Origin of the sequence: Lactobacillus sp. ESL0246 (assembly GCF_003692965.1) — a bacterium.
Classification (GTDB): Bacteria; Bacillota; Bacilli; order Lactobacillales; family Lactobacillaceae; genus Lactobacillus.
Genome location: NZ_REHC01000001.1, coordinates 24,890 through 41,680 on the forward strand (window position 1 = coordinate 24,890; position 16,791 = coordinate 41,680).

Consider the following 16,791-nt stretch of genomic DNA (forward strand, 5'->3'; position numbering starts at 1 on the left):
TTTGATAGACACAAAGAGTGATATATTAGTATTTGTAGCAGCTTTTTTTGTGTGCAAAATGACATTTTTATAAAGTAAGAGGATGCTCACAATTTTGATGAGAAGCACTTTTATTTTATTGTAACTTTATGGTTATAGATTTTACTGCGAGCGTCACCATTGGCTGGTTGCGGTAAATTATTATCTTCTTTAGCACTCGCAGTCCGAATAGCTTTTTACTCTTATAGAAAACTTAGAATGGTGTAAGTTTTTGTTATCACTTTGTACGACAATGATAGTACAATTAAACTGAGATAATTATAATGGCACAAACAGCAAGAATGGATCCTAATATTAAAGCCAAGGCTAGTAAAGAATTAGAAAAACATCGTTTGAGTATTTCTGATTTTGTTAGAATGAGTTTGACTGAAGTTGCAACTGAGGGTCTTTCGAAGCAATATGTTGTTCCTACTCTTAGTGCAACTGTTCAAGCATCGCTAGCAGAGATAAAAGTAGATATGAATGGCACTAAGAAATTGGCTTTTCTAGTCAATTTAAGAAACAATTTGCTATGAGTCAGGTTGATCCTAATTGGAACGATGTTTTTAAAGAACAATTACTAGAAGAAATTGATTCTGAAAGACACACAGCCTGGAAATATATTGTGAATCAGTTAATAGAAGGCAAACGTATTCCAAGTTATTTTAAGCCTCACCCGCTTCATGCTAAACTGAAATTAATTAAGCAAATTAAAAAAGGCTTAGGTAATCCACAAGGTATGATCATTAAAATAATTGATATTCATCTTAATGGTCAAACAGGCGATCACTTATTAATTTATTCGCAGTCCAAAACGATAGTGTATTTAGTTGCTATTGGAACTCATAGTGAATTGTTTTAATTAATTAGCTGGAACCAAAAATGGAACCAGCTAAGCGATTTAGAGTCGTGTAAACATTGATATATAAAGGTTTGAAGTCGGCAACCTTCTGGTTTCTAGTCCATTAGTTTTATGCTTTAATAAATTGAAATAAGTAAAAAGTTTGGAAAATAAAGAAATTATTTGAAATAACCACACAGAAACACATGAGGTATTTTTAGTAGTTGAAATTAGAATTTTAGAGAGTAGTAAAATGGCTTAATAGCAGGCTTATGCCTGCTATTTTTGTGTTCATGTAGAAATAAACAGTAATTCCTGAAGCACAGGCTATATAAAATGTTTACATTAAGAATAACATGAGTATAATATTAATTATTAATGGGAGGAATGAGAGAAAATGATCAGACTAGATAATGTCTCATTCGATTATGTAACATTTGAAAAAAATCCTGGGTTAATGGGTTCAGTGCATGATTTTTTAAAACGCAAGAATAAAAAAAAGCGGGCAATTGATACATTAAATTTAAACATTCCTGATGGTGAATTAATAGGATTGATTGGACCTAACGGGGCAGGAAAAACTACTTTTGCAAAATTATTAACGGGGATAATAGAACCAACTGAAGGCGGTATTAGGATTGATAATATGAATCCAGCTTTGCATCGGAGATCATTTTATCGAAATATTGGTGTAATGTTTGGCCAAAAGACCCAGCTTTCTTGGAACTTGCCACCTATGGATACGTTTAATATGCTCAGTGCGATTTATCAATTAAATGATGAAGATTATGAAAAAAGATTAAATTATTTAATAGAGGTGTTGAATTTAAAAGACATCATCAAAACTCCTGTTCGGAAATTATCTTTAGGGCAGAGAGTAAAATGTGAGTTATTATGTACACTTATTCATTCACCCAAATACTTATTTCTAGATGAACCTACTCTAGGCTTGGATATAGGGACTCAAAAAAATATATATGATTTTTTACTTGAAGAAAATAGAGTAAATCAAACTACGATTATATTTACGTCACATAATTTACGTGATATTGAAGCGATTTCTAAGCGATTACTTATTTTAGCCCAGGGGCACATTGTTTTTGATGGATCTTTAAATTCGTTACCAGTGGATATAAACGATCATCAAAAATTTAAAGTTAAATTCTTGGATCCAAATAACAATATGGTTTCTAAAGAAAAAGTACTATCAATTTCAGAATTACAGAATGAAATTGATAGTGTAGGAGAGCAAAATATAATATCTGTTAATCGACAAGGAATGACAATCGAAGATTTGGTTTTATCAATATATAAAGAATGGGATAAAGCTAATGAAAAAAATTAAAAAGTATATGCCTGTTTTATATTTAGGAATGAAAGATAATGTGATTTTTCGCTCTAATATAATTCTTACAATAATATTGCAAATAGCTAACTTGGCGGTATCTTTATGGGTATGGAATTTATTACTACCACATTCTGATTTTATAAATATGGCCAGGTATTTGATTCTTACCAATACAACCGCCTTAATATTTACAACTACTCCACTTTACTATTTGGCAAACTTAATTAGCTCTGGAAGATTATCAATGTATATAACTAAGCCTATATCACTTTTTTGGTATATTTTTTTGTATAGCTTTGGTAAGCAATTTTATATACTAATATTCTATTTGGGCTTACTAGTAATACTATCTAACAATTTTCTTATAGTTGTTTTTTTATTTTTCTATTTTATAGTTGCAAATTTTATGTTTTTTAACTTGATGTTGTTACTTGGAGAATTAAGTTTTTGGATTATTAATATGTGGCCTTTGCGTAACGGAATAAACGCAATTTACTTACTTCTGGGCGGATTGTACTTTCCTTTAAATATGCTAGATAAAAGAATTTATAGTTGGCTTCAATATAATCCCTTTTCTTTGGTTACTGATGTACCCGCAAGATTAATGATTAATGGAGTTGATACGAATTCAGTTAAGTATTTTGGGGTAGTTCTTTTATGGCTAGTTAATTTTAACTTCCTTAGAAAATATATTTTTAAAATAGGGATTAAAAAATATGAAGGTATAGGTGCATGATAAGAATTGTTAAAACAATCTGGAAGACAAGTATTGAGGAATTCTTAATTTATAGAACAACAAGTATTATAACTTTTATTTTAGCCTTGATATTTTTGATTATTGAATTAGTAACAGGGGATATCTATTTTGCTGATGATCGGAGTATTCCTGGGTGGACTGAAAATCAATATTTTATTCTAATAACTTTTGTTAACTGTTCTACATATATCTATAACATATTTTTTATATTAGGACATGAAGAACTAAATGATGATATCTTAGAAGGCAATTTAGATTATGTTCTAGTCAGGCCTATCTCTTCGTATTGGCTATCTGTAGGTAAAAGTATAGACATTCCAAGTATTTTCAATTTTATAATTACGTATATTTTGTTAATCGTTTTTCTAAATAAAGAAGCAATAACACAATTTCAATTTATAGTTATTAATATTTTAATAATTGCAACTGCTTTGATGATTTTTGTCCTGAATCAAATATGTTTAACTCTGCTGTTTTGGTTTAATGGATTGGTAGGATTAGGTGGAGTTATTGAAGACTTATTCAATTTTGCATCTAGACCTAAAAAGATATTTCCTAAAATAATACAAAATATTTTTGTATTCGTGATACCTATATTATTAGCAACGAATATCACTAATGAATTTTTGAAATATGGAATACAGTCATATTTTATTTATTATTTGATTTTACTAGTTATTTTTTATGTAATTTCTAAATTCTTATGGAAATTAGGAATAAAAAAGTATGTTTCGGCTAATTAATTTTGAAAGATAGTATAGTTATAAATGGGTACACAATTAGTGAAAAATACTTAGTAATTTAAAATTTGATTGTAAATATCAAAGCTGGTTCTTAAGTGATTTAAGATTAAATGTGGTAGTCTGCAAGTTGTATGGTTTATTGTCAGGTGATTTAAAGTCATTGGTATAGAGGAAAAGGTACAAATTTCGAATCGTTACTAAGATTAGAGTTTGAAGTATTAGAGCATTATTTTTATGAAAATTAAAAATATGAAGATAAAAAATTATATTATATGATTTGCTTCAACAAGATCTAGCGTTACTTAAGGCCCCAGCTTTATGTGAGTTATCAAAAGCGAATTCAATTATGGATTTGCAAGTAGATGAATTTAATAATTATGCGACGGGTAATGTTTTTTATCGCTAAAACCGCTATTCACATGAACGATGGTGAAGATGACTACCCAGTTTATTGGTGATGGCGACTTAACTGTCTGATTGCCGATATTGATCAATTCGAGCCTGCTACGGTAACCTACAACCTAAAATCATTGAATATAAATGATGTAATCGGTAAACAAAAGGTTTATGAGTTATTAATAGATGATAGGGATAGCTTTAAATATAAAAGTGTATCAAGTATATGTGGATATCGCATTATAGAATCTAGTATACAGTACATGCATAATAAATTCTATTTTGATAATGATATGGAGATTACTTTAAAGGTGGATTCATATCCTATTAATTTATGTTTTAATGATAAATATTTATTTGATTATGTTAAAAAAGGATTTTTCGAAAATTGCAATTTTAAGTTGAACACCTACTTTAATTAACTTGATAGATGTAATCTAACTTGCGTTCAAATAATTCATCTGGTGTGTGATAAGCTAGTATCTTTCTAGGTAAGTTATTGCACCATTCTTTAATCTCAGAGACTTGCTCAAGAGAATAGTCTTTGATGTATTTACCCTTAGGAAATGAAGCGTCTAATCATGCGATTATGCTTCTCAACTCCGCCTTTATCGCATGAAGTAAATGGATGGGCATAATAGACCAATGTTTGCAATATTTGTTCTAATTGGGATAAATCTGCAAATTCAGAACTGTTGTCAGTGGTAATTGTTTTGAAAACTTCATTCCAATGTTCACTGTACTGCTCACGTAAATCATTGAAGGCAGACATAACGCTGATAACGGTCTTGTCTGGAAGGGGAATAATCATAAACTTACACGTCATTCGTTCATACAAGGTCAATAAAACTTCATCATCTGATGGGCTTTTACTTTTTAGAAAATGTTTTGAATAGTTATAAATTATTGTGAAATATTGTAGTAGTCGTATAAAATAAAAAATTTGTCGTTATTAATTTTTTGAGAATAAATATACCCCTTAATATAGCAAGCTTAATCGCTACATTAAGGGGTAGTAAGTATGATTAAAAATTTTAAATTTAATAGCTATGAGTTAAACACAGCTATTAAAACCAAGTTGCTGAAGTTTTAGCAACATCTTCATTTATATTGGGTTCACTTAATTGAGTAAGTAATTGTATTCCTTCTTTAGATAGAAGTCTTTTTAGCGCAAGTTTTGTCAAAGCAGCTTTTACATCAGCTTTAACTAAATTTGGATTTTCTTTTTGGTTTAATTTAACAAGCGCTTGCTTAATAATAAACTGTTCATTAGTATTGGGTAATTGCTGCTGTTGCAATAACGTTAGCAAGTCAAATTTACTCTTAGCCTTTTTAAGCATCTTTTGCACTTCCATTTAATAAATAAAATAATATTTTTTCTCCTTATTTCCTTATTTCATTATATAATCTTCTTATCAATATTGAAAATATTGAACAGCCATGAAACTAATGAGGTAAATACTAGATGTTTGAAAACAAGTTGACTAAAAAACAAATAATGCGGTTAATTGCAATTTTACAGGTAATATTTGCGGGGATTTACTACTATATTAAGCGTCCAGATGCTAAATCAATCGATATTATTATCTATATGTTACTCGGTCTATTATTCTTTGGCCTATCTTTTTTTAAGTGTTTTACATCTGGAAAAACTATTAAAAATAATATGACTAAAAATCAGAAATTAGAGCAAAAGGTTGGCCTTTTTGTACTGGGAATTTCGTTATTATGTATGTGTACTTATTGACTATTCAGATATTGGCGTTGAGTTGTTTATAATCGATTGCAACTTGATGCTACTATTAATGTATCTATAATCTGCCATACTATCTTATAGTCGGAACATAAAATTGTTACTATGCAGAGCCTTTAACATTATTATGTATACCAAAAAAGTAGTCGTGAGACTACTTTTTTGGTGTTCTAAATTTGCTTTGTTTATTTTTCAAGTAAATCAATTGTGCTCTTTTTAAAAATATTCCAGGTAGAACCACAGACAATGCTTATAATTAAACAATAAATGATGATTATTAAAGAGTTAGGAAGTTGACGTAAATAATTGATACTATGACAAAAGTCAAATATTTCTTGTCGAAATAGGTTAGCCACTAATGCCAAAAAAATGACCAAAGCATCAAAATTCGATTAACAGCTTTTTGCTTAGGTGATCTGTTTTTATATTTTATTTGATTATTTGCTAAATGTGATTTAAATGCATTCAATTTAAGTCCCCCTGACTAATTTGCTAATTTTAAATTAAAGATATTAAAGCACAATTAAGCGCTATAAGCAACTGCTAATTTTTGATTTGGATTAATAGCTTTGAATTTTATTAAAGGGATAGTACCGAAAAACAACTTTTCCAATTAATGCACTACGTTTAACTGGTCCAAAAAAGCGGGAATCTCTGGAAATATCACGGTGGTCGCCCATTACAAAGTAATAGCCTTGAGGAACTTTATAAGTAAAATTAGTGGTAAAGGGTTCACCTGCAACATTATCAGCTTTTTTAAAATGGTTGTTTAAGTATGGTTCTGGTAATAATCTGCCATTGATATACATTTGATCATTTTTAGAAACAATGGTATCGCCAGGAAGTCCAATAATTCGTTTTACGTAAAAGGCTCCAGGAACGTCTTGGGGAGTTTTTGGGGCACGTAGTACCACGACATCATTGTATTTAGGTGAAAAGTTGCGCCATGTAACTAAGCGGTCATTATCTTCAAAGTTAGGTTGCATAGATGCACCCGAAACGCGATCATTTGAAATTACAAATCGTAATAGAAGGAAAAAAATTCCCAGAGTAATTGTCGTCATAACGATGACATCAAAGATAAATTTTCCCCAACTTTCTTTTTTAGTGGTTTTATTTGTATTCATAAATTATTCTCCTTTTATTTTTTATTATATCTCAAATTAAAGTGTATTTTAAGATCCAACCAACTTAATAATTTGATTGATTTTTTGATATGTATTTAATAAAATATTAATTACAGATCAACATAATCATCTGAAAAAGGAGAGGATATCATCAAAAAATTAGTTAAAAAAGCAAGAGAAAAGCGAAAATTAACCCAAGCTTCACTTGCTGAAAAAGTAGGGGTAAATGAACTGACGATAAATTCGATTGAGCAAGAACGCTATCAACCATCAATTATTTTAGCTTATAAGTTAGCACAGATTTTTGATACTAATATTGAAACCTTATTTTGTTTGCAGGAGTACTTTGAGAATGAAGAAAGATAATCAAAAAAGGAAATTAATGTACTATTTAGAAACATTTTTCTTTTTATTATGTTCAGTACTGAGCCTGTATGAATTAGGGCGAGATTTTTTATATAAAGTTGAGTGGATTAAACTGCTTAAAGATAGTGTATGGTTAGTCTTAGCTATCATTGTGACTATTGGTAGTTTTTTGCGTGCAAAAGATGTGGGTACCAGTGAAGATGATGATGAACGCGATAGGTATCTAACGATGAAAGTAGATCAGCAGGCATATAGAATTACTAAGGTATTATTATTTGTGATTGGCTTTGGTCTTTTTGCTTGGGGTATGATTTTAAGTAAGAGTGTAGGATATAATGAACAAGTAATGGTTATAGTTATTATATCTGCAGTGTTGGTAGGGTTATGGAATTTATTACTTTTAATTGAATTAATTTTGGGTCTATATAATTACCTACGAAAATAAGTATTATTTATGATGATTAGTAAAAGCTAATTTCTCATATACAATGAGAAATTAGCTTTTTGAGTTTTAATTTTAAATAATGATAGTAGTCAATTAATGCTGAATGCTCTAAACTGAAAAATAGATATAATGGTTAAAGTCATAGAAGAAGAGGCATATTATGAAAAAAATTGATGGACATTTGCATTTAGTGCGTGCATTAGCTGGGCTTTCTGCTAAAGGAAGAATGACTTCTTTAGGTAACGGACAGGCGATTTGGGACGATGGAACATTTCTTAATTTAATTCCGAATGGCTGGGGTGATCATAATTTTACAGCGGAAGCAGCAATAAAAGTAATGAAAAATAATCAAGTTGAAAAAGCCGTCTTACTTCAAGGAAGTTTATACGGTTTTCAAAACTATTATTCTTACCAAGCCGTAAAGAAATATCCTGATAAATTTATAGCAGCCTTTTCCGTTGATCCATTTGCCGACAACGCAATGGAGATTGTTCATCGGCATGTTGAAGATCTAGGTTTTAGAGCAATTAAGCTTGAAATTAGTCAGGGAGGTGGTCTACATGGCTACCATCAGCCATTTCGATTAGATACTTCAGCAGAATTAGGAAAAATGTTTCATTATTTTGCTGATTATCCCGGATTTGTGATTACAGTCGATTATGGCGACTATAATCAATTTAGCTATCAGCCCGAAGCAATTGCTAATTTGGCACAACGTTATCCTCAATTAGACTTTGTTGTGTGTCATTTATCATTCCCTAGTGCTGATCATTTAAATCGTTTAGCTAATGCTTTAGTGCAGTGGGCACCTTACGCTAATATCAGCACAGAAATTTCCGCAATTCAAGACATTGAAAAAGAAACTACATTTCCGTTTCCTCGATGTCAAAAAGATGTTGCACTGGCTAAAGATATTCTTGGAGCAAAGCGTATTTTCTGGGGTACTGATTCACCTTGGTCAGCCACATTTAATTCATATCATAACTTAGCAACTTGGCTGGAAGAAACGAATATCTTTACTGAGTCGGAATTAGAAGATGTTATGTACAATAATGCTAATCGAATTTATTTTAAGTCACCAAATGTGCAAGCAATGCGCAATAGTAGTGATCCCGTTTTTAAAAAAGAAGGTTAAAGAATGAATAAAGCAAAAGTGTTAGTTACGGGTATTATTCCAGAAGCTGGGTTATCTGAACTGAAACAGAATTTTGATGTCACTTATGAGCCTGAAAAAGAAACACGTAAATGGGTCTTAGCACATTTATCTGAATACGATGGCTTATTATTAATGGGAATGAAAGGTGATCGACAGCTAATTGATGCTGGTACCAAGCTCAAAATTATTACTACTAATGGAGTGGGGTTTGACCATATTGATCTTGAATATGCTAAACAAAAAAGAATTATAGTAGCAAACTGTCCACAAAGTGTGCGCGTACCAACAGCCGAAATGACCTTTGCCCTTTTGCTAGCGACAGTGCGCCGACTTCATTTTTATGATCATGCGATTCGCTTGGGACAATGGCTTGATGTTTCTAGATCGGAAAACATGGGCATGGGCTTACAGGGAAGAATTTTAGGAGTATATGGAATGGGAAGAATTGGCTCTGAGGTAGCCAAATTTGCCCAAGTTTTTGGTATGAAGGTTATTTACAATAATCGGCACCAATTAGATTCTGTAACAGAGGATAATTTAAATATTAAATATGTAGATTTTGAAACTTTGATTCAAATAGCAGATGTAGTTACCTTGCATGCACCAGCTACTCAAGCAACAACTGGTATTTTTAATGCACAGGTTTTTAATAAAATGAAAAATTCTGCTTATATTATTAATGCTGCACGAGGACAATTAATTAAGCAAGATGATTTGATTGCTGCTCTTAAAAATGGTGATATTGCTGGTGCTGGACTAGATGTCTATGAATCTGAACCCAAGGTGCCACAAGCTTTGCGAGAATTAGATAATGTGGTTTTGTCTCCTCATGCTGGTACAGGAACTCTACAAGCACGTACAGCAATTGCACAGGAAGCATCACAAAATTTAATTTCTTTTTTACGTGATAAAAAACCGTTAAATCAAGTTAATAAGTAATATAGTTTAAAAATAGATTAGGTATTAGTAATGCAATTATTTTATTGAAACTTGTTTCCAAAAAATGTTGACTTTATGAAACATAGTGATATCATAACTTAATGTAAGCGATATCTTTTAATATGATATAAACTATATAGGAGTAATTAAAATGGCAGAGAAAAAAGAAAATAGTTTTCTTACCAAAAAAATAATTCCGCTATTTAATAGAATTTCCAGTGCTAGGCATATGATTGCCTTGCGTGATGGAATGACTGCAGCGGTGCCAATGATTATTATTGGTTCGATATTTATGATTATTGGACAATTTCCGGCCCAAGGGTATTTGGATTTTATGGCACATATTTTTGGTCCTAACTGGGCTAATGTAGTGCAATATGTGACGAATGCTTCATTCCATATTATGGGTTTGGTTGCTGTTGCGGGTATTTCTTATAATTTGGCTAAAAGTTATCAAGGAATTGATCCTTTTTCAGCAATGATTGTGGCAATAGCAGCTTTCATTCTGACTATTCCCATGCAGGTTGGTAAAGACGGGGGCTTATTGATTCCATTGAAACAATTTGATTCATCTGGTTTGTTCACTGCTTTATTAGTCGGTCTGTTTGTAACCGATTTATATGTTTGGTTAATGCATAAAAATCTAATCTTCAAAATGCCAGATACAGTTCCACCTGCAGTAAGTAGTTCCTTCGCAGCTTTATTCCCTGGAGCAATTTCACTATTTGTAGTTTGGTTAATTCGAATTGGTGTTGAAGCTACACCAATGAAGAGCATTCCTAACGTGATTACATTCTTCTTACAAGATCCGATGAGTAAAGTAACAAATTCTTTGGGTGGAGCAATTATCATTGAATTGATTGTATGTGTGCTGTGGTTTTTTGGTATTCATGGTGCCAATGCAATTTCTGGTGTAATTGATCCAATGATGTATTCTGCATTAGCCGCTAATGCAGCGGCTTTTAAGGCTCATGAAGCTATTCCAAATATCATTACCAAAACTTTTTTTGACAACTTTGTCAGAATTGGTGGTTGTGGTGCGACATTGGGATTTGTTATTTTAATGGCTTTCTTTGCCAAGGATAAGGAATTAAAAGCAATAGGTAAGCTCTCAATTGGACCTGCAATTTTTAATATTAATGAACCAGTTGTTTTTGGTGTACCAATCGTTTTGAATTATCAGATTGTAATTCCGTTTATTTTGGCGCCGATGGCAAATATTATTACAACCTATACAGCTATGAAAATGGGTTGGGTAGCTAAAACTATTGGGATTTATCCGCCTTGGACAACTCCGCCAATTTTATCAGGAATTCTTTCAACAGGACATATTTCTGGTGGAATTATGCAATTATTTAATTTAGTAATGGACACAATTATTTACTACTTCTTTTTCAGAAGTATGGATCGGACTAAATTAAAGGCTGAACTGCAAGCAGAAAAAGCTAAAGGGTCAACTAATTAATTATAAGAACTAAATCAGGAAATAACTATTGCGGAAAAAATATAAGCTAACTTCAACACAATTACGAATTTATAATTATATTGTAGCGAATAAGAAAGAAGTAATGGAATCAACTTTACGGCAATTGGCACACACTTTGCAAGTCTCGCCTGCATCAATTGTGCGTACCCTAACTGCACTGGGATATAAGCATTATTATGACTTACAAAGTGCAATTGCATCTGAATTGAAAAGAAATAAAGTAGTTGATGATATTACTTACCAGGCTCAATATTATTTTTCTCAAGATGTTTTACCAGATTATGATCAAAAAATAGATTGTTTTAAAAAAATAGCCAAGAAGACAGCTGAGTTTATTTTCTTTGGCATTGGTACATCGGGCGATTTATGTGATTATGGCGCGCGCCAATTTGTTAATAATGGACGCAGCGCCTTTGCGATTGATGATCCTTTTTATCCTGTCAATTTAAGTCGAGACTCCTATCGAAATAAAACGGTTATAGTTTTATCAGTAAGTGGTGAAGGTCAGCCAACGATCGACCAAGTAAAAAGTTTTAGTAAATTAGGTGCTAGGATTGTCAGTATTACTAATGAAGAGGACAATACAATCGCTCATTTGTCTGATTTAAATTTTGCTTATCATTTGGAGTACAAGATTATTGGACAAACGATTAATTTAACTACGCAGGTTCCTGTTGTATATTTACTTGAAAGATTATCACGAGCTTTATAAATCATTATGAACCAGCAGGAAAAAATACAATAAAATGGTTGATTTATGTAAAGCTAATTGCTGAATTTTTAAAATATATGTGAATTGTAAAAGAAAAAATGATATGTTCCCCAATTTAAATAAATTTTTGGGAGTGCATATCATTTTTTGATCTCAACTTTTTTATTTTATCAATAATGCAATTGCTTCGTATGGTTTTAAATTTAAATGATCAGGTATTTGAGTTAATTTCCGGTCATAATTGCTAATCAAAACTTTTGCTTGCTGATTTTGATAAGAATTAGGTAACTGGTATGATAATTCATTACCATAAAAATTATTGATTACTATTAATGTTTGACCTTTATATGTTCGATAATAAGCATAAATTTGAGGATGATTTAGGTCAATCGGTTGATAATTTCCATATGCAATGATTGGATATTCTTTTCGTAAGTGAATCAATTTTTGATAATAAGAAAAAATTTCACCGTGATTCAATTCATCCGTAACATTAATTTTATCTTGGTTTTTAGGTTTTAGCCAAGGAGTTCCTGTAGTAAAGCCGGCATTATGTGAATTATCCCAGTGCATGGGGGAGCGACTATTATCACGTGATTTAGCTTGAATTATTGTGAGTGCATCATGTGAACTCAGTCCTTGATGAAGCAATTCTTGATATGCATTTTTAGTTTCAATATCGACATAGTCATCAATCGTTTGATAGTTAGGATTGATCATACCAAGTTCTTCGCCCTGATAAATGTATGGCGTTCCACGTAATAGATGTATCACTGTCGCAAGCATTTCGGCAGATTTTTCACGAAAATGTACGGGGTCACCAAAACGACTAAGTGCCCATGGCTGATCATGATTATTCCAGAATAATGCATTCCATCCACCGCCAGAGCTCATTCCTAATTGCCATTCATTTAGTAATTTTTTTAGTTTGAGAAAGTCAAATGGAACTTTTGTCCATTTTTGTCCATTTTTGTAATCAACTTTTAAATGATGAAATGTGAAAACCATTGATAACTCACGTCGTTTTTTATTTGTATATTCAACCGAGTTCGCTACATTAGTTGATGACATTTCCCCAACGGTAATTATATTAGGATTTTGACCAAAAGTTGCTTGATTAAGTTCCTGTAAATATTGGTGAACAATTGGTTGATCAGTATACATTAGTTTGGTGTTAACATTATCAGGTGCATCGGGCAAAGTTTCACTTTTGCCAATTACATTTATGACGTCAAAGCGAAAACCTTTAACGCCTTTATTTTGCCAAAAATTGACAATTTTAAATATTTCTTTTCGGACTGCGGGATTATGCCAATTTAAATCTGCTTGAGTTTTGTCATATAAATGTAAGTAATATTTGCCAGTTTTACCAAATGGAGCCCAAGCAGGTCCACCAAATTTTGAAACCCAGTTATTAGGCAAACTACCATCAGCTTTTGGGCTCCGAATATAAAAGAAGTCCTGGTAATGCTGCTCTCCTGCTAAAGCTTTTTTAAACCATTCATGTTCGGTTGAACAATGGTTCAAAACCATGTCCAGCATTACATCAATATTATTGTCTACTAGCTTTTTGACTAATTCTTCAAAGTTAGCCATGGTACCAAAAAGAGGGTCAATTGCGTAGTAATTGGCAATATCATATCCATTATCATTTTGTGGTGAAACAAAAAAAGGATTAAACCAAATCATATCAATATGAAGTTGTTTTAAATAAGGTATCTTTTGAATAATTCCAGGCAAGTCTCCAATTCCATCACCATTACTATCGTAGAATGATCTAGGATAAATTTGATAAATAACTTTATCTTCAAAATTCATAAAACAATTCCTCCATGCTTTGTTTTTCGACGAGCAAAGTCAACAAACATAAACTTATCTGGACGATGTCGTGAAATCGTGTATTGAAAAAAGGATGTGTCTTTTAAATAAGTTAGGCTACGAACAACGACAACTAAATTAGTATCTTTTAGTTGTAATTCGTTAACAATTTTATTATCTGCAGCTTCAACGGTAATTTCTTTTGTGGCATAGTCAATGTTTAATCCTAGTTCCTTCTCAAAATAAGAGTAAAGAGAACCTTGGGCTTGATTTATAGAAATACTGGGGACATATTGTTTTAAAATGTAATCTTCATCAACTACGATAGGTTCATGTTTGCTGAACCGTAAACGTTTGACATAAGTAGATGAAGTAGAAGTTAACGATAATTTATTACTAATATTTAAAGGTAAATCTGCATCCATTAATGATAAAACTTTAGTTGTTGCATGCATCTGCTCTTGGACATTTAATTCATTAAAGGTAGCAATATTAGAAATTGGAAAAGCGATGCGTGTTACGTCAAGTACAACAGATCCCTTACCTTGTAATTTTTGAATTAATCCAGCAGACATTAGTTCGTCTAATGCTCGTCTAATCGTTTCACGTGAAACACAATATTTTTTTGCTAAAATCGGTTCGCTTGGTAAAAAATCCCCTACATGATATTTTTTTTGCTGAATTTGCTCTGTCAAATCAGCAGAAATTTTTAAATATTTTGCTACCATCACATATATACCACCTTTTTATTTTAATAATATCATTTATGGTAAAATTTTGACTTTAACAATTAATTAAAGTATTTACAATTTAATAATAAACAATTCATTGACACTTGTCTATACAAGTCATATAATCTATTTTAGAAAGCGATATCATGGAGGCCTAATATGGATAATAAGATTAAGTTAGTAGCACCTACTACTGGGAGGGTAATTAATCTCAGTGAAGTTAATGATCCAGTTTTTTCGCAGAAAACGTTAGGTGAAGGTTTTGGTTTAGCACCTAGTTCTGGGGAAATTATATCCCCGATTTCAGGACAAGTAGTGATGATTGCTGAAACTAAACATGCGATTGGCTTAAAAATTCAAGAAGGAGTTGAAATACTGATTCATTTAGGTATCGATACTGTAGAACTTAAGGGTAAGCCTTTTACTTTAAATATTAAGGCAGGCGATAATGTTCATGTAGGTGAACGCATAGGGACAATGGATTTAGAAGCGATTAATGCTGCACATAAGCAAGATACTATTATTGTTGCTATTACAAATACTGCTCAAGTCCTAGATAAAATTGATTTGAATTTAGGTATGATTAAAGCAGGAGAAGTAGCGGCAACTATCAGTTTAAAGCAATCTTCAAAAGAGGCGGTGATTCAAACTAAAGAATCACAATATCAAACAACTGCTCGAGAAATATTAACTGCAGTTGGTGGTATGGAAAATGTAAAGAGTGTTATTCACTGCTTTACTAGACTGCGATTTACATTAAAAGATGATGGTATTCCTGATGATAAGCAGGTTAATGCGATAAAGGGAGTAATCGATGTTGCACGAGCAAACAATCAATATCAGGTTGTCATTGGTCAAACTGTCGATGATGTTTACGATGCACTAATTAAGTTGCTTGGACCAAATTATTCACAGCAAACACAAGAATCAGTAAAAAAGTCACCTGTACCGAAAACTGTAGGAGGAAAAATTAAAAATGGTTTCTTTCAATTAATTAGTGTTATTACTGGATCAATGATGCCAGTAATTGGGTTATTAGCAGCTAGTGGTATGTTAAAAGGAGTTCTGAATATTCTGACTAACTTTTACCACATGTCAACAACTTCTTCAACATATACTATTATCAATGCAATGGGAGATGCTGCCTTCTACTTCTTACCAATAATCGTTGGATTCACAGCTGCACAGAAATTAGGTTCTAATCCAGTCATAGTTTCTTTAATTGGCGGCTTCTTAATCTATCCTGATTTAGTTAAAATCTTTGCTAGTGGTAAATTCACATACTATCTTGCTGGCGTAGGAATTAATGCTAACTTCTTTGGCATTCCAATTCATATTCCACAATATACATATTCAATCTTTCCCATGATTTTTGCTGCTTGGATGGCAGCTAAAATTGAACCGTGGATTAAGAAGTGGATGCCAATAACTTTGAGACAAATTTTTACACCATTAGTAGAAATTTTCTTAGTTGGGATGACGGTTTTAATCATTGTAGGTCCCGTGATTTCATTTATTTCTGAAGGAATTGCTACAATCTTGCAATGGCTTTTAACAGTTAATAGTGCGCTTTCCGGTTTAATAATTGGTGGTTTTTACCAAGTTTTGGTTATTTTTGGATTACATTGGGCAGTGATTCCACTAATTGCTAATGATATTGCGGCTAATGGGCACAGTGTATTGAACGGGATAGTATCAGTAACAATGATTGCCCAAGGTGCTGGAGCATTAGCAGTTTGGGTTAAGACTAAGCATAATCCTGACTTAAAGGGATTATCTTTAAGTGCCGCAATTTCAGCTGCAGTAGGAATTACTGAGCCTGCAATGTACGGTGTTAACTTAAAATATGGGCAAGTATTCTTAACCTCAAGTATTGGCGCAGCGATAGGCGGTTTAGTTAATGGATTGTTGAAAGTTGATATGTATGGTTTTACAGGGAGCTTAATTGGATTTCCATCTTTTGTAGCAAAGGCTGGTCAAGGTAATCCAAATAATTTAATGAATTTCTGGATTGTGTCAATTATAACTATTATTGCTTCTTTTACATTAACTTACTTCTTTGGATATCATGAAAATGATGCAGATAATCCTAAAAATGCACCACAAAAGAAAACTTTAGATAATTTGTGATTTAAGAAGAAAGTACCGGGGCGTA

At 31.9% G+C, this 16,791-nt stretch carries 17 protein-coding genes and 1 pseudogene; 13 read left to right on the top strand and 5 right to left on the bottom strand.

Annotated elements, in window-relative coordinates:
- Positions 1–302 precede the first annotated feature (302 nt).
- From F5ESL0246_RS00130 to F5ESL0246_RS00150, 5 genes are all read left to right on the top strand, one after another.
- A complete protein-coding gene (locus F5ESL0246_RS00130; protein ID WP_122017535.1) occupies positions 303–554 on the top strand; it encodes a type II toxin-antitoxin system RelB/DinJ family antitoxin in 252 nt (83 codons plus the stop codon).
- On the top strand, positions 551–880 hold the full coding sequence (locus F5ESL0246_RS00135) for a hypothetical protein (RefSeq protein ID WP_122017536.1): 330 nt from the start codon (positions 551–553) through the stop codon (positions 878–880). Before F5ESL0246_RS00130 ends, F5ESL0246_RS00135 begins: the two co-directional genes overlap by 4 nt.
- A 376-nt stretch (positions 881–1,256) precedes the next feature.
- Complete coding sequence (locus tag F5ESL0246_RS00140) at positions 1,257–2,204, top strand: ATP-binding cassette domain-containing protein (RefSeq protein WP_122017537.1); 948 nt, start codon at positions 1,257–1,259, stop codon at positions 2,202–2,204.
- Positions 2,191–2,943, top strand: coding sequence for an ABC-2 family transporter protein (locus F5ESL0246_RS00145; protein ID WP_122017538.1), 753 nt, complete (start codon positions 2,191–2,193; stop codon positions 2,941–2,943). The genes F5ESL0246_RS00140 and F5ESL0246_RS00145 overlap by 14 nt, the downstream gene beginning before the upstream one ends.
- Positions 2,940–3,707: an ABC-2 family transporter protein gene (locus F5ESL0246_RS00150; RefSeq protein ID WP_122017539.1), complete on the top strand. Its 768-nt coding sequence runs from the start codon at positions 2,940–2,942 to the stop codon at positions 3,705–3,707. Before F5ESL0246_RS00145 ends, F5ESL0246_RS00150 begins: the two co-directional genes overlap by 4 nt.
- An 810-nt stretch (positions 3,708–4,517) precedes the next feature.
- Here F5ESL0246_RS00150 and F5ESL0246_RS00160 read toward each other — a convergent pair.
- Positions 4,518–4,962, bottom strand: a pseudogene (locus F5ESL0246_RS00160) (IS30 family transposase); the annotation flags it as partial.
- Positions 4,963–5,170: 208 nt separating this feature from the next.
- Positions 5,171–5,458 (bottom strand): hypothetical protein, encoded by a 288-nt coding sequence (locus F5ESL0246_RS00165; protein WP_122017541.1) that lies wholly within the window; start codon positions 5,456–5,458, stop codon positions 5,171–5,173.
- Between the two features lie 110 nt (positions 5,459–5,568).
- Between F5ESL0246_RS00165 and F5ESL0246_RS00170 the strand changes: the two genes are divergently transcribed.
- Positions 5,569–5,850 carry a hypothetical protein gene (locus F5ESL0246_RS00170; RefSeq protein WP_122017542.1) on the top strand — a complete coding sequence of 94 codons (282 nt, stop codon included), beginning with the start codon at positions 5,569–5,571 and terminating at the stop codon, positions 5,848–5,850.
- A 566-nt stretch (positions 5,851–6,416) separates the two neighbouring features.
- On the opposite strand, the gene lepB is transcribed toward F5ESL0246_RS00170, so the two are convergent.
- Positions 6,417–6,983, bottom strand: a complete 567-nt coding sequence (lepB, locus tag F5ESL0246_RS00175; RefSeq protein WP_122017543.1) for a signal peptidase I — start codon at positions 6,981–6,983, stop codon at positions 6,417–6,419.
- A 150-nt stretch (positions 6,984–7,133) separates the two neighbouring features.
- On the opposite strand from lepB, the gene F5ESL0246_RS00180 reads away from it, so the two are divergent.
- From F5ESL0246_RS00180 to F5ESL0246_RS00205, 6 genes are all read left to right on the top strand, one after another.
- Positions 7,134–7,349 carry a helix-turn-helix transcriptional regulator gene (locus F5ESL0246_RS00180; protein WP_122017567.1) on the top strand — a complete coding sequence of 72 codons (216 nt, stop codon included), beginning with the start codon at positions 7,134–7,136 and terminating at the stop codon, positions 7,347–7,349.
- Positions 7,336–7,794: a hypothetical protein gene (locus F5ESL0246_RS00185; RefSeq protein WP_122017544.1), complete on the top strand. Its 459-nt coding sequence runs from the start codon at positions 7,336–7,338 to the stop codon at positions 7,792–7,794. Before F5ESL0246_RS00180 ends, F5ESL0246_RS00185 begins: the two co-directional genes overlap by 14 nt.
- A 160-nt stretch (positions 7,795–7,954) precedes the next feature.
- Positions 7,955–8,929 (top strand): amidohydrolase family protein, encoded by a 975-nt coding sequence (locus tag F5ESL0246_RS00190; protein ID WP_122017545.1) that lies wholly within the window; start codon positions 7,955–7,957, stop codon positions 8,927–8,929.
- A 3-nt stretch (positions 8,930–8,932) separates the two neighbouring features.
- The gene (locus tag F5ESL0246_RS00195) at positions 8,933–9,889 is read left to right on the top strand and encodes an NAD(P)-dependent oxidoreductase (RefSeq protein WP_122017546.1); all 957 of its coding nucleotides are present in this window, start codon (positions 8,933–8,935) and stop codon (positions 9,887–9,889) included.
- 151 nt (positions 9,890–10,040) lie between these two features.
- A complete protein-coding gene (locus F5ESL0246_RS00200; protein WP_122017547.1) occupies positions 10,041–11,354 on the top strand; it encodes a PTS sugar transporter subunit IIC in 1,314 nt (437 codons plus the stop codon).
- 28 nt (positions 11,355–11,382) lie between these two features.
- Positions 11,383–12,087 (top strand): MurR/RpiR family transcriptional regulator, encoded by a 705-nt coding sequence (locus F5ESL0246_RS00205; RefSeq protein ID WP_122017548.1) that lies wholly within the window; start codon positions 11,383–11,385, stop codon positions 12,085–12,087.
- 162 nt (positions 12,088–12,249) lie between these two features.
- Here the strand turns inward: F5ESL0246_RS00205 and treC are convergent, their stop codons facing one another.
- Both treC and treR read right to left on the bottom strand, forming a co-directional pair.
- On the bottom strand, positions 12,250–13,905 hold the full coding sequence (treC, locus tag F5ESL0246_RS00210; RefSeq protein WP_122017549.1) for an alpha,alpha-phosphotrehalase: 1,656 nt from the start codon (positions 13,903–13,905) through the stop codon (positions 12,250–12,252).
- Positions 13,902–14,633 (bottom strand): trehalose operon repressor, encoded by a 732-nt coding sequence (gene treR / locus F5ESL0246_RS00215; protein WP_122017550.1) that lies wholly within the window; start codon positions 14,631–14,633, stop codon positions 13,902–13,904. Before treR ends, treC begins: the two co-directional genes overlap by 4 nt.
- 162 nt (positions 14,634–14,795) lie before the next feature.
- Between treR and F5ESL0246_RS00220 the strand changes: the two genes are divergently transcribed.
- Positions 14,796–16,766: a PTS glucose transporter subunit IIABC gene (locus tag F5ESL0246_RS00220; RefSeq protein ID WP_122017551.1), complete on the top strand. Its 1,971-nt coding sequence runs from the start codon at positions 14,796–14,798 to the stop codon at positions 16,764–16,766.
- The last annotated feature ends 25 nt before the right edge of the window (positions 16,767–16,791 follow it).